This window comes from Pseudomonas sp. PvP089 (assembly GCF_017875165.1).
GTDB lineage: Bacteria > Pseudomonadota > Gammaproteobacteria > Pseudomonadales > Pseudomonadaceae > Aquipseudomonas > Aquipseudomonas fortuita.
Genome location: NZ_JAGGME010000001.1, coordinates 6,039,339 through 6,051,227, shown reverse-complemented (window position 1 = coordinate 6,051,227; position 11,889 = coordinate 6,039,339). Strand labels below are relative to the sequence as shown.

Genomic DNA, 11,889 nt, shown 5'->3' with positions numbered 1-11,889 from the left:
GGGCTGTCGAATCACCGCGAACGCTCCACGGCCGAGCCCAGCTTTCGTTCAAGCGCCTTGCGAGTACGGCAAATGCCCTGCAAGTGAGGTACGTCAGCGAGCACCTTCGGGCCGCGCTCCCCTGCAGGCACGTTGCGGTACCGGTCGGAATACCAAACTTCAGCCATCGTCAGGGTGTACTGGCTGTCGAGCCATTGCAGGTAGTGCTTCGCCTGCTGCTCGTCCAGCTCGATTTGAAGGTTGATCTTGCTCATTTCTGCCACCAGTGGAATGCAGTTTCCCCTTACCCACGCAGAACGGGGCACCGGGAAGGGGGTTGTTCGGGGTTACGTCAGATTTCGCGGTGTTGAAGCATGCGGCGCGGTAGGTAGCGTGCCGGCACCTGGTAGCGGTGCTGGGTGATGGTGTCCAACAAGATGAGCTGAGGGCGGTAGATCCCGCTGGATGGAGAGACGCCAATCATCTGCAGACGCTTGGTGGTCTTGCTCTCGAACTCAGCAACGGCAAGTTCGGCAATGCGCTGTACCAAGTGAGGTGGGACCTCCAGCGACTGACCCAGATATACGCGGCAGCTCTGCAGCACCTGGTTATCACCAGAAAGGTGCAGCCCTTCACGGCGGAACAGGTAAGCCACTGCAGCGCGCTGCATAGCGTCCCGGTAGTCGGTTTCGTGGTCGTTGATCAGGGCGATGGCGTTCATGCGGTTGCTTCCTCCATGTCCAGCTGGTCGAGCAGATCGGGTTGGTTATCCTGTGAAGCGGATTTCATGGCCTGACGCCGAATTGCCACCGGTGCAACGGGCAGTCGAACTGACGGGTTCGGCATCCCGCTGGGGCTCATTTCGTGGGTCATTTCGAACTCGGCGCGAACGGACCAGCCACACGCCTCGTTCACGCACTGCAGGTAGGCGATGCGCAGGAAAATGTGGGTGCCTTCACTGGTGCGAATGCGCATCTTGCTGGTGCAGTGGGGGCATACGAGTTTGTAAGCGCTGCTCATTTGTTGCGCCCCCGCTTCTTCTGCTTGCCGTACAGCTGGATGGTCGCAGCCACCTCTGCCGTGCGTGCAGCCATGTAGCAGGTGAGCGCCTGGATGATGGCCATCGCTTCGTGAGGCTCGATGACGCCATCCTCGATCGACGCCGCAATGAGCTGATCAATGTGCCCAAGCTTCGCGTCGGTTTTGAGAGAACGCTGGTACAGCTCGACGTTGTCCAGATCTTCCGGTCTGCTCAGGGGCACGAACATGCCGCCATACAGCCTGGCAACGAATTCCGGCAAGTGAGAGGTATTGGTGTCCTGCTCCAGCTGGTGAATCTGGTCATAGCTCAGCGGGCGGCTGCCGGCGTTCTCGTAAACGCGGTTGTCGAATTGCTTGAGCTGGAGACCAAGACGTTGGGAGGCGCATTCGCGACCGCCTGGGTAAGCGCACACAACGGCGCTGACAACCTGGCGCAGGGTCTCTAGAACGGGGGATTTCATGTTCTGGTTTCTTCCTTGGGCCAGGGATGGCTATTTTTCGATCTCGCCGATCTTGATACCGAGCAAAACAGCAGCGCGGTGTGCCTCTCCGAACCGGCCTTTTTTGCGACCGTTGAGCAGATCGCTGACCAGGTTCTTGTTGAGGTTGTGCTTGCGACTGAACTCGGCGATGGAGATGCCGGCTCGATCGAGCTTTTCTCGTGCTTGATCCAGCGTAAGGGGGGCGGGCATAGTGTTCATCTGTGTTCAAACGTGTTCATATGCTGACGATTATGCACGCAAAAGCGAGCATGTCAAAGGAATCTGTGTGCAATCGTGTGCAATTGGTGAGCGCCTGCGCGAGGAGCGCGAGCGATTTGGGTGGAATCAAGAAGAACTCGGCCAACTGGGCGGGGTAAATCGCAACACCCAAGGGAAATATGAAAAAGGGGACCGCAGTCCCGATGCGGCCTACCTGGCTGCGCTCGCGGAGAAAGGTGTTGATGTGCTGTATGTGCTTACTGGTGAGCGCAAGCCACAGGCACCGGGCGATATCTCGGCTGAAGAAACTCAGTTGGTTACGCGATATCGCCGAATGTCAGCAGAGGCACGCGTAACCATCGACTCAGTCAGCGAGGCGCTGGCCTCTTTCAACAAGTAGTTGGACCGGATACGCGGGCGCCGGCCCAAGAATTTAAGGCATTCGCAGTCCGGCGGCTGCGAGGGTATGGAATCCAGGGAATGAATGGTTTCGGACGTGCTGTAGTGCGCGGCGCTGGTGCGCTGCTGGTTGCGCTGTCGGTAGGGAATGCCTGCGCCAGTGAGTTCACCGATAGGGTGGAACGTGTCTTCTCCCCGACGATTATTAGGTCTGCTGAAGAGTCAGGGTCGACCGGAAAGGTCGTATTCAAGGTACCCGATCGTCATCCCGAGTACTTTGAAACGGGTGACAAGGCGAACAAAATTTTCGCCATCGATACCGTGCGAATTTTTCGGGATGTTCCCAACCTACAGCGTTTGATCGTGACTGTGCCGAGGGAGCAAGGATCGCAGACCGTTGACGTGACTCGTTCTCAGGTAGAGCAGTATTACGACATCAAGTTAGCTGACATGGAAGGAAATCTGGACGTTTGGCGCGAATCGTTTTCAGGGCGATATGACAATAAAAAATCCCGTGCCGGCTTCGTGGAGAAGTTCGCGGCCGAAAAATAATGGCAATCAGCCATCTTGCGGGTAGTGGCACGCCGGATCCTGCTGAGAATACGCGACTCCCGAGCGTTTAGTACGGTGCCATGGTGGTGCCGAGCGCTTGAAATGGAGTTTCTATGCTGGATCGCAAGTGCCCAAGTTTGAAGGACCTATTTCGTGTTGTATGGCTGTTCTGTCGTAGAAGCGAAGAACAGCGCCGGCACATCGCGATGATTCTTGAAGCATTCGAAAAGCAGGACCTCAAGTAGTGTAATCACGGCCCCGGTCTTCCGAACCCGGGGCTTTCTCATTGTGAGCTGGCCTGCAGCTTTTCCCATTCCCGATCTGCTGCCTTCTGAGCAGATTCCTTGTTATCAAATACACGTTTGATTCGCTTGGGCCTAGTCGCATCGCCGGCTGTCACTGATGCCTCTTTACCGGTGGTCTTGTCGCGATAGAACGACACCACTCCCGTGTATGTCCCGCCTTTTTCCTCTTCGTACAGACCATCTACGGAGTCTTCCGGCAATTTGCTCTCAAGCTCCAGGCTGGTGGTATAGCCGTTATCGGCCGATAGACTGTGGCGGACATTGCCCCCGTACCAGACGATGCCGTCGATCTCGGTCTTGACCCCCCGTAGGCTGTAGGTCAGCTCTGGTATCAGATCTGCGCGCCCTTTGGCCAGGTTGTAGCTGAGCGTGGCGCTACCCCGTTGCAGGCGGTTGAGTTCGGAGCGTGCTGCTCGCAGGGCTGAGTCTCGATCACTGAAGGTGTGACGCAGCTCTTTGACCTTCTCACCGCCGCCGGCAATCGCCTCCTGTTTCTTGGTACTGCCGACATCGTAGTAATAGGCCTTCACTGAGTCGTAACTGTCCCGATCGGCCTGCAGGAAGCGATGGCCATCACCATCGGCCCTGGTCAGCGTGATGTGTGGCAAGGCGGTGCCACTGGCAGTCTTTCCACCGCCGGCCTGCAGGCAGATGAGGCAGCCAGCCTTCACACTGATCACCGCGTCGTGCAGCTCGCCCAGGCGTGTGAGCATGTTGGCATCCGACTCATTGGCCTGGTCGAGGTGATTAACCGCGCGTGCTGCGACCTCCGGCGCAATTTTCGGTGTGAGCCCGTATGCGCTGGCAATTTCAGTGAGGACCGCGCCCAGAGTGACCTCGCTCCAACTGCGCTCACGTTTGGTTTTCAGCGACCCACGCAGATCGGCGGATCGGGCACGGATGCTGAGGATGTCGGGTGCACCACTATGCTCGGTTTCGTCGACGGTGTAGGAGCCTTTATCGACAAGCCCTGTGTCGCTCCAGCCCAGCCACAGCTTCACCACGGCGCCCTTCGGGGGGATGTCCAGCAGGCCATCGTGGTCGCTCAGGGTGATGCTCAGCTGATCAGCCTCCAGGCCACGATTGTCGGTGAGCTCAAGTGACATCAACCGAGGACTGATGACCTTGGCGATGTCCTTGCCATCAACGGTCAAACGGAAGGCAGGCACGCCGTAGGCGCTGTCACGCTGCAGCCCTTGCACCGCATCGGTGAGATAGCCTGTCAGTTGGTCAGCTCCGGTCACAGCAGCGCCCTCAATATGTTGGAGGACGTTGCAACGACAGCGCCCATCAGGTCGACACGGCCGTCATCGACTCGCTTCAGCGTCAGGCTGAACTCGATGCGGCGTGCGGTACCGTCTTGGAAGAAAACGGATCGTGTCTCACTGAGGCTCTCGATAATAAACAGTCCGTAGACCCTGCCGGTGCCTTCCACCAGTGCCCAGGCTTTGCCGGTGTTCGCCATGGCCCGGATCTCGTCGAGGCTCATCATCGAGCCGGCCAGCTCGGGCAGCAGCACGCCCGGGAGCGTGATGTCGTCTTCCCCGCGGCCGAGATACTGCCGCGCAGGCTGTGCGCCGATGCGTGAATTGGCGGCATGGCGCCAGTCGGTTTGGCGCTGCAGCTGCTGATACGCAAGTGTGGGCAGGCTAAAAATGAACATGCCCAGGGCAAGCATCATGTGGTTTTACTCCAGGTCGGTCAGGCTGCTGCGCTGACGTGCGGATTTCACTCTATCCCGTCGATCCAGCTCGGCACTCACCGCTCGAGCAATGACCTGAGGATCCATTCCAGGACTGGTCGGGATTGAAATGTGAATGATGTCGTGGCTGTCATACGTGATCGGCGGCGCCGCCGCGATTGGAGGCCGGCGGTCCACGGTTACCGTAACCGGGGTGATTGACTGCGGATCAGCGCTCGAAGCCTGTACTGTCGGCGGTGGCGGTACCACTGGACGCGCATCAACGCCGCCGGCATGAGCCAGTTGCAATGTAACGGCAGTCAACGCGCCGACCAGTGACTTGGTCCCCACCGTCAAGCCAAGGGCAAGGTTGGCCGATAATCCCGCAGTGGGATCGGGATAGATTGGCTGCACCGCTTGCGTTTTCTGATCAGCAGGTAGTGAACGCACTTCCTGGACGGGGGCTGGCCAGAGATTCCGCGGCGCAAGGGCGTCGGTCAACGCGCGCAGGCCTTCAGTAAAGCTGGAACCGGCATTGGTAGCATCCCCGACCTCGCTTGCAGCCTGCACTTGCGCCACTGGTGTCTGCTGCGCTACCGGCTTGGCCTCGACCCCTCGCGTTTTGTCCAACATACGGCTCAGGGCCGTCAGGCTCACGTCCTGCGAATCGGCATTTGTAGGCACTTTGAAAACAGTGGGCTTAGGCGCGTTTTGTGAGTCATCGCCTGTATGTCCCTCGGGGACCAGCTGATGTGATGCGTCTGGCCGGGCAGTGTCCAAGCCTCGAACGAGCATGCGGCCTACCGTGGTCAGTGCTGCGATGACCCAGCTTGGTTCGGTCTCCTGGATTGGACCATTGGTGCTTGGCCCGCTCGGGAAGGCTCCTGCAGCCACGGGCTGGACTACGGGGAGCTGGGGTACTGCAGGGGTGTTCTCGGTACCGTTGGCCAGGACGCGGTTGATGCCGGCTAGAGCGGCGATCAACTCACTCTGCTCGGGGGCCGGTTCACAAACATGCTCACCAGGTGCGATTGGTGACGCTGTCACAGCCAGTGGCAGGGTGACTGGCGGCCGTTGCTCACCTCCAATGTCATCCGCCCGAGTAAGGGTTTGGTTCATGCCCGCCAGTGCGGCAACCAGAGGAGCAGTATCGGCCGATGCTGCTGGGCCACCCGTTATAGGAGTAACGGGTGGAACTTCGACTTTCAGCGGCAGGGGCACGGAAGGTCGCGGAACTTGCGCCAGGGCTTCGATCGCCGGGGCTTGCGCTGCCTTGGTGATCTTGAGTGATTCGTGAACTGAGTCGGTTGGATCGGCGTTGTCCACCTGGAGCGCAGCAGCCTTCAGCTTAAACGAGCCAGCTTTACTCAACTGCTGGCCCATCTTCGCCACTGCGTCCATAGGCCCCTGAGCGCCGTTATTCAGGCCCTGAGCGAGCCCCTCGGTGGTAAACCCACCAAGTTCAGCAAATACCCTAGACGGGCTGTGTATCCCGAGTTTTTCCTTGAACCAGCCGATGGCCGAGCTGCCAATGCTGGTGACTGCATCCTTCACCGCTCCCAGACCGGCTGTTAGTCCGTTGACCAAACCATTGACGATCATGCCGCCGAACTCGGTGAAGCGTGACGGCAGGTCAATCCCCAGATAGCTGAGCACACCCGCGAAGGCAGCCGAGATCGCAGCGAGAGGGTTGAAGTTGGCCAGGCCGTTCATGATGCCGGTGATCGCCCCGGTGAAGCCGGCCTTGATCTCAGTCCAGGCGCCTGCGAAGTAGGCCTTCACCTGATCCCAGTTTTGATACAGCAGGTAGGCCGCGCCGGCCAGAGCGGCGACGGTGGCTGCAATTGCCAAGGCAACTGGGTTTGCTGCCAATCCCCATAGGGCAATGGACACGCCCCGGATGGCGGTCAGCAATGCGCCAGACAGTACGCCGACCAACTTACCCACCACCGGCAGTATGGCGCCGCCCTTGATAGCGAACATAGCCATTCCATATCGGGCGAGTGCGAAGGGGCCAAGGAGGCTCGCCATGGCTACGGTAAGCGTGCCCATGCCAGTGACTAGGACGGCCACGGCCGCGGCGCCTTTGGCCAGGCTGGCGGCCAGTTCGGGGTTTGCCTCGATCCACGCGCGTGCCGCACTCACTATGCTGGTGATGGTCTGGACAAGATCACGCAGAGGGCCGTTTTGCCCATCCATGAGCGAACCGATCATCGCGCTCCAGGTATCACTGAGCCTATCCAAGTCACCGCTCAGGTTGTCACGGAAGGTTTTGCCCATTTTGTCGGCTGCGCCGGTTACATCCCCGAGAGCTGTTGTTCCCTCGGACAAGGCCTTTAGGAAGCTTGGAATCTGGTCAACCGCCAGCTCTTCGAGAGGTGTACCAAAAAGAGCAATCGCGGCATTGGCTCGCTCAGCTGGATCTTTGATCCGTAGAAGCGCGCCCGCGGTTTTCATGAGTGCTTGACGGGCATCCGGGCCGCCTTTGGCAACGGCTGAGGACATTTTTTGCGCGTTTAGACCTATCGACGCATAAGCTTCCTGGCTCGACTTGGACATGTTCGAACCGAGTAGGGAAAACTCCTTGATAGCGTCGCCGGTTTTATCCAGGGCGAACTTACCTTGAGCAGCCTGTTTAACCAGAAGGCTCATTGCCTCCTCACCGCTGTACCCCATTCCGCGGAAGAATGTGGAGTATTCGTGCAGGATCTCAGGAAGCTCGCCACGCATTTGCGAAGACATCTTCTGCATGCCAGCCGTGACGAGGTCAAAAGCTTCATCGCTGCTCTTGGCTAGCTTGTTCTGGAGCATGATGCCGACCATCTGCATCGCTTCTGCGACATCTGTGCCCATCACTTGAGCGAGGTTGAGCGCTTTGCGTGCTGCGCCATCTAGCTCTTTGTCGCTGACATCGCCCAATACACCCAAGGTGCTTTTTGCCGCAGAGACTGCCACTCCAATTTCGTCGATATTGCTGCTGACGCCGTCAGTGCGGATGTCGCGGACAATTTGCGTGTACTGATTCGCACGATCAGGCGACTCCCCCGACTGCGCCGCAATCATTGATCCTTGGTGCCTAACCTCAAGCTGAGGCGCGATCAGCGCAGCACCAGCCATGCCGGCGCCCACACCCGCAGCGATCCCTGCTGCACCGGCACCGGCCATCTTGCCGGCGCGTCCCTGGGCTTTCTCAAGCCGCTCTTTGGCTTCTGCAGCTTTCCGCTGGGCAGCCGCCAGCCGCTTGAGCTGCGCTTCCTGCTGCTCAATGGTGGTGTTGGTTTGGGCCATCTGTTGGCGAAGGGCGGCGTTGTGCTGGTTCAGCTTACGGGTATCGATCCCGGCCTCACCCAGCCGCCGTTGGAGGCCTCGCAATGTTTCCTGCACGGCCTTCTGCTGCTGTTTCAGCTCATTGGTGGCGCGGATGGCGGCCTGAAACTCGGCCGTCATCTGCTTGGTCGGGGCGTTCACGGCTGACATCGCCCGGCCCATTTCCTTCACCTTGGCCCGGGCGGCGTCCAAGGCCTGGGCCGTCTGGCGTGCCTGGGCGTTCTGCTGACGCCAGGCGCCGACATCCTTCTGCTGAGCATTCAGCTCTTTCAGGCGATCGCGTGTCGCTTTGAGCGCGCGGGCGGTCTCCTGTCCGCCCTTGTTGATCTGTCGTAGCGGAGCGGTGGCTTTGTCCACGGTGTCCAGTAGCAATCTCAGCCGTAGATCATTTGCCATCGTTGCTGCTCCTAACCCGCGCTCGCTCGCGCCAATCCATCAAATCTCGGACGGTCAGCCTGTCCATGTCGGCTGGCGTCCAGTGGAAAACCACGGCCAGGTCGGCCATGGCGTCTTCTACGCAACCAGGGATGCGTCCTTCTTCGTCTGCTTCTGCAGCAAAAAACCGGTGACCTTGCCGCCCAGGGCAACCAGGTCAGCAGGGTCCAGCTGGGCCACTTCCTGCGCGTTCAGCTCACAGATCCGTGGCAGCAGCTTGATGAGGCTGGCCACATCCCAGTTCAGCAGCTCGGCCAAGTGCAGGCCGCGCAGTTCGCCGGAACTCGGCTTGCGCAGGGTCACGGTCTCGATGACGGTGGTGCCGCGCTTGACCGGCGTGTCCAGTTCGACGGTGTTTTCGCCCAGGGCAGCGGCCTTGGCTTCGACTTCGATGGTTGCTTCGTTGACTTTTTCCATGATGACTCCGGTTACGAGGTTCAGATGCCGAGGGCGCGGCGTTGCTCAGCGAGCAGGTCGACGCCATTGACGATTTCGATGAAGTTGAGGATGTCGATCTCGACGATGACTTCCCCGTTGACGGTGAGCTTGTAGTAGGTGAGAGGAGAGGTGATCGAGTGCTCGGTGTCCTCACCGGGCGTGGCTTCGCCCATGTCGATGGTTTCGTGACGGCCACGAACCACCACTTCGACATTGGCGTATTCGCCGGTATCGTCCTGCTGGTAGGTCCCGGTGAAGCGCAGCAGCACGCCGTCAGCTTTGACGGCGCCAAACTGGCGCATCGCAATGAGATCGAAGCCACCAAGCTTCCACTCCAGCTGCATGCCGTCGTCGGACAGGCCCAGATCAGCCTTGGCGGTACCGTTCATGCCGCCGCCGCGGTAGGCCTCCATTTTCCGGGCCAGGGTGGGCAGGGTGACGGACTTGCATACGCCCAGGTAGCTGTTGCCGTCGTTGAAAAGGTTCATGTTCTTGAGCTTGCGAGGCATTGCCATAGCAGCGGTCTCCGTCAGCTATTGATGCTGCTGGCGAAGTTCGCCAGGTAGCGGTCAGTGATGCGCTGGCGCAGCGTCAGGTCTTCCAACGGCGGCACAGGCGTGTAGTCGTAATCGATGAAGAGCTTGCCTTCCTTGAGCGTGGTGGCGCTGTTGGCCTCCTCGTCGTACCAGGCGCTGCCACCCAGGATGTAGCCGCCGGCGACCAGTTCGCGGAACTTGGCGTTGATGCCTTCCAGGATGTCCCGCACCAGGGAGCTGTGCATGGGCTTGTCCATCGCCCACAGGTGGGCGTCGGCGATGCTGTCAGCGAGGACCTGAGCCGTCCGGGTGTAGTTTTCGAAGGCGAACAGCGGGTCGTCGGTGCAGGTGCGGCTACCCCAGAAACGGAAACCGCTCTCGTTGATGAGGGTGGTCACCTCATTGCCGTTCAGGTAGTTCGCATCGGTGGCGGGGTTCTGCAGATCCCAGAAGACGTCGGCACTGATGCCGGTCACGCCATCGACCGGGATGTTGGAGAGGGTTTTGTGCCAGCCGACCTCTTGGTCCAGCTTCGCCCGCAGGCCCAAGGCGCGTGCCACTGCCGGTGCGGTGACGGTGGTGTTGGTGCTGGTGCTCCACTGCAGGAAGTCTGGCCAGATCACCATGGCTTCGCGGGCGCCGAAGTTCTCGCGATAGGCAGTGGCTTCTTCCTTGGTCTTGCACCCGTTGGCGCTGAGGTAGGCAAAGCCACGCAGCTGCTGAGCGATCGAGACCAGGGCGGTGGCCACCGGCAGGGTATCCAGACCAGGTACGCCCAGAATCCGTGGCTTGACCTTCAGTTGAGACTGGGCGGCCAGCAGCGCCTTCATGCCGGTGTACTTGCCCGAGGCATTGGTGCCGCCAATGATGTTGCTGGTGGTCTCGGCGTCGGTTGTGCCGGTCGCAACGCGGACGACGATGGTGAGGGGCTTGGTCTGGTCCGCGATAGCTTGCAGGGTGGGCGCCAGGGTGCCCTTGGTGCCGGCCTTCGCGATGGCGCTTTGGACGTTGGTCAGCAGCACGGGGGTGTTGAGGGGGAACATCGCCGCGTCAGCATCTTCTGCGGTGCAGACGACGCCGACAACGGCGGTGGAAACGGTGCGGATCGGCCTGGTGCCCTCGTTGATTTCGAGGACACGCACGCCGTGGTGGTATTCGCCGGCCATGGTAGGTGCCTGTGCAGTGGTGGGATGACACTGCACAGGCTGCCGCGCGCGACGAGGTGAAGCGATGAACAGGGCTTGTAGAGAGTCACTCTACAGGATCATCAGGCGTTGCCGACGCCGACCACACTGGCGTTGATCGCGGCAATGGCGGCATCGGCAATGGCCTCGGCCTCGTCATGGCTGGCCGCCTTTAGCGCCTGCTGCTTGCCCTTCAGGCGGGCAGCGCGGATGGTGTACAGCGCGCCTTTCCAGGCGGCCGCCTCAGCCAGGATGTTCTCGGCGGCTTCTTGCGGCGACAGGTCCGCAGCATCGACCCAGGCCTGCACCGTGGGGGGCACCTCGCCCTCGAAGCCAGCCGCCTGGAAGGCTTGGGCCTCTTGCTCGGCCAGCTGGTATTCGATCACGCGCAGCGAGTTGCCAACCACTGCGACGCGGGAATTGTCGGCCGCTTCGTCGATCTGCTGGGCGGCGCACAGTCGTGCAGCACCGAGCGGCAGGATCGCGAACTCAAAGCCGTTGTAGTTGTTACCGTTGAAAGTGACGTTTAGGTTGTCTTTACGCATGGTGACCTCTGGTTCGGATGGTTTAGAGCTTGACGATGTTGGTTGTCAGCCAAGGGATAGTGTTGGGGTCCTTACCAGCCGCCACCCCGTTCAGCAGCGAACCTTCCAGTGCGGCGGGAATGGTGCAGTTGATCGCACTCAACGACACGCATGGGAAACCCGCACCAACAATCTTGCCGGTGAAAGTGCCGCGCAAGGCGAACGCTACGTTGTAGAGCTTCACCGGCATGAAACCAGGTGCCTTGCTGCCGCCGGCATAGATCATCGAGTAGTAAGTGTCCTGTGCAGCTTGCAGGCCGCCGGCCGAATCCGGTAGCGAGATGGTCATGTCTGCGAAGTCGACCGAACTCGCACGGTTGAATTGGAAACCACCGAACCGCTTCATACCGTTGGCCCCAAGGTACTCATTCAAAATGAGTTTCCGGGTAGTGGAGCCTTCGGTCTCGCCGCGAATCATGATCCGACGGCTGCCTACCGACACGAACTCAGTGTGGGTGTAATCCTCGACCAGGATGATGTCGGCCACCCCACCGCTCGGCGTAGCAACAACAGCTCGGCCAATGGTTTTGAGTGGACTGTCGGAGTTGCCCAGTGCATTGTCGTCACCGATCAGCTGGTTGACGTAGAACGTGCGCGAGATCGCCGGCGCGGCGGCGACAGCATCTGCAATTGCCTTGGCAATCGCCGTCTTGGCGGTGGTGAAGTAGTCGATCAGCGAGGTGACCTTGCTGCTCAGTCCTGCGATTTCAGTTTCGAGACTCATAGG

The 11,889-nt window shown here is 60.0% G+C and carries 16 protein-coding genes; 2 read left to right on the top strand and 14 right to left on the bottom strand.

Features of this window, described 5'->3' with window-relative positions; genetic code table 11:
- Window positions 1–11: 11 nt before the first annotated feature.
- The 5 genes from J3A71_RS27700 to J3A71_RS27680 all read right to left on the bottom strand — a co-directional run bounded on the left by J3A71_RS27700 (window position 12) and on the right by J3A71_RS27680 (window position 1,712).
- A complete protein-coding gene (locus J3A71_RS27700) occupies window positions 12–254 on the bottom strand; it encodes a hypothetical protein (RefSeq protein ID WP_029885331.1) in 243 nt (80 codons plus the stop codon).
- Window positions 255–331: 77 nt separating this feature from the next.
- Window positions 332–700 (bottom strand): hypothetical protein, encoded by a 369-nt coding sequence (locus tag J3A71_RS27695; protein ID WP_029885330.1) that lies wholly within the window; start codon window positions 698–700, stop codon window positions 332–334.
- Window positions 697–999, bottom strand: a complete 303-nt coding sequence (locus tag J3A71_RS27690; protein WP_029885329.1) for an ogr/Delta-like zinc finger family protein — start codon at window positions 997–999, stop codon at window positions 697–699. The genes J3A71_RS27695 and J3A71_RS27690 overlap by 4 nt, the downstream gene beginning before the upstream one ends.
- Window positions 996–1,481, bottom strand: coding sequence for a YmfL family putative regulatory protein (locus J3A71_RS27685; protein WP_029885328.1), 486 nt, complete (start codon window positions 1,479–1,481; stop codon window positions 996–998). The genes J3A71_RS27690 and J3A71_RS27685 overlap by 4 nt, the downstream gene beginning before the upstream one ends.
- A 30-nt stretch (window positions 1,482–1,511) precedes the next feature.
- Window positions 1,512–1,712 carry a DNA-binding protein gene (locus tag J3A71_RS27680; protein ID WP_029885327.1) on the bottom strand — a complete coding sequence of 67 codons (201 nt, stop codon included), beginning with the start codon at window positions 1,710–1,712 and terminating at the stop codon, window positions 1,512–1,514.
- 76 nt (window positions 1,713–1,788) lie between these two features.
- On the opposite strand from J3A71_RS27680, the gene J3A71_RS27675 reads away from it, so the two are divergent.
- Both J3A71_RS27675 and J3A71_RS27670 read left to right on the top strand, forming a co-directional pair.
- Entirely contained in the window at window positions 1,789–2,121 is a 333-nt protein-coding gene (locus tag J3A71_RS27675) for a helix-turn-helix transcriptional regulator (protein WP_029885326.1), read from the top strand.
- 80 nt (window positions 2,122–2,201) lie between these two features.
- Window positions 2,202–2,672, top strand: coding sequence for a hypothetical protein (locus J3A71_RS27670; RefSeq protein WP_029885325.1), 471 nt, complete (start codon window positions 2,202–2,204; stop codon window positions 2,670–2,672).
- A gap of 283 nt (window positions 2,673–2,955) precedes the next feature.
- Here the strand turns inward: J3A71_RS27670 and J3A71_RS27665 are convergent, their stop codons facing one another.
- From J3A71_RS27665 to J3A71_RS27625, 9 genes are all read right to left on the bottom strand, one after another.
- Window positions 2,956–4,221, bottom strand: a complete 1,266-nt coding sequence (locus tag J3A71_RS27665; RefSeq protein ID WP_029885324.1) for a phage late control D family protein — start codon at window positions 4,219–4,221, stop codon at window positions 2,956–2,958.
- Window positions 4,218–4,658 carry a phage tail protein gene (locus J3A71_RS27660; RefSeq protein WP_029885323.1) on the bottom strand — a complete coding sequence of 147 codons (441 nt, stop codon included), beginning with the start codon at window positions 4,656–4,658 and terminating at the stop codon, window positions 4,218–4,220. Before J3A71_RS27660 ends, J3A71_RS27665 begins: the two co-directional genes overlap by 4 nt.
- Before the next feature lie 6 nt (window positions 4,659–4,664).
- Entirely contained in the window at window positions 4,665–8,381 is a 3,717-nt protein-coding gene (locus tag J3A71_RS27655) for a phage tail tape measure protein (protein ID WP_209953522.1), read from the bottom strand.
- Window positions 8,371–8,490, bottom strand: a complete 120-nt coding sequence (locus J3A71_RS27650; protein WP_016484463.1) for a GpE family phage tail protein — start codon at window positions 8,488–8,490, stop codon at window positions 8,371–8,373. The genes J3A71_RS27655 and J3A71_RS27650 overlap by 11 nt, the downstream gene beginning before the upstream one ends.
- 8 nt (window positions 8,491–8,498) lie before the next feature.
- Window positions 8,499–8,837 (bottom strand): phage tail assembly protein, encoded by a 339-nt coding sequence (locus tag J3A71_RS27645; RefSeq protein WP_029885321.1) that lies wholly within the window; start codon window positions 8,835–8,837, stop codon window positions 8,499–8,501.
- A 20-nt stretch (window positions 8,838–8,857) separates the two neighbouring features.
- Window positions 8,858–9,373 (bottom strand): phage major tail tube protein, encoded by a 516-nt coding sequence (locus J3A71_RS27640; RefSeq protein ID WP_029885320.1) that lies wholly within the window; start codon window positions 9,371–9,373, stop codon window positions 8,858–8,860.
- A gap of 14 nt (window positions 9,374–9,387) precedes the next feature.
- Window positions 9,388–10,560 (bottom strand): phage tail sheath protein, encoded by a 1,173-nt coding sequence (locus tag J3A71_RS27635; RefSeq protein ID WP_029885319.1) that lies wholly within the window; start codon window positions 10,558–10,560, stop codon window positions 9,388–9,390.
- 101 nt (window positions 10,561–10,661) lie between these two features.
- Window positions 10,662–11,123, bottom strand: coding sequence for a hypothetical protein (locus J3A71_RS27630; protein WP_029885318.1), 462 nt, complete (start codon window positions 11,121–11,123; stop codon window positions 10,662–10,664).
- 22 nt (window positions 11,124–11,145) lie between these two features.
- Entirely contained in the window at window positions 11,146–11,886 is a 741-nt protein-coding gene (locus tag J3A71_RS27625) for a hypothetical protein (RefSeq protein ID WP_029885317.1), read from the bottom strand.
- Window positions 11,887–11,889 lie beyond the last annotated feature (3 nt).

Coding starts and splice junctions, on each gene's coding strand:
- J3A71_RS27640 (WP_029885320.1), bottom strand. CDS start 9,373: ATGGCAATGCCTCGCAAGCTCAAGAACATGAACCTTTTCAACGACGGC.
- J3A71_RS27700 (WP_029885331.1), bottom strand. CDS start 254: ATGAGCAAGATCAACCTTCAAATCGAGCTGGACGAGCAGCAGGCGAAG.
- J3A71_RS27685 (WP_029885328.1), bottom strand. CDS start 1,481: ATGAAATCCCCCGTTCTAGAGACCCTGCGCCAGGTTGTCAGCGCCGTT.
- J3A71_RS27695 (WP_029885330.1), bottom strand. CDS start 700: ATGAACGCCATCGCCCTGATCAACGACCACGAAACCGACTACCGGGAC.
- J3A71_RS27650 (WP_016484463.1), bottom strand. CDS start 8,490: ATGGCCGACCTGGCCGTGGTTTTCCACTGGACGCCAGCCGACATGGAC.
- J3A71_RS27690 (WP_029885329.1), bottom strand. CDS start 999: ATGAGCAGCGCTTACAAACTCGTATGCCCCCACTGCACCAGCAAGATG.
- J3A71_RS27670 (WP_029885325.1), top strand. CDS start 2,202: ATGAATGGTTTCGGACGTGCTGTAGTGCGCGGCGCTGGTGCGCTGCTG.
- J3A71_RS27625 (WP_029885317.1), bottom strand. CDS start 11,886: ATGAGTCTCGAAACTGAAATCGCAGGACTGAGCAGCAAGGTCACCTCG.
- J3A71_RS27630 (WP_029885318.1), bottom strand. CDS start 11,123: ATGCGTAAAGACAACCTAAACGTCACTTTCAACGGTAACAACTACAAC.
- J3A71_RS27655 (WP_209953522.1), bottom strand. CDS start 8,381: ATGGCAAATGATCTACGGCTGAGATTGCTACTGGACACCGTGGACAAA.
- J3A71_RS27680 (WP_029885327.1), bottom strand. CDS start 1,712: ATGCCCGCCCCCCTTACGCTGGATCAAGCACGAGAAAAGCTCGATCGA.
- J3A71_RS27645 (WP_029885321.1), bottom strand. CDS start 8,837: ATGGAAAAAGTCAACGAAGCAACCATCGAAGTCGAAGCCAAGGCCGCT.
- J3A71_RS27660 (WP_029885323.1), bottom strand. CDS start 4,658: ATGATGCTTGCCCTGGGCATGTTCATTTTTAGCCTGCCCACACTTGCG.
- J3A71_RS27635 (WP_029885319.1), bottom strand. CDS start 10,560: ATGGCCGGCGAATACCACCACGGCGTGCGTGTCCTCGAAATCAACGAG.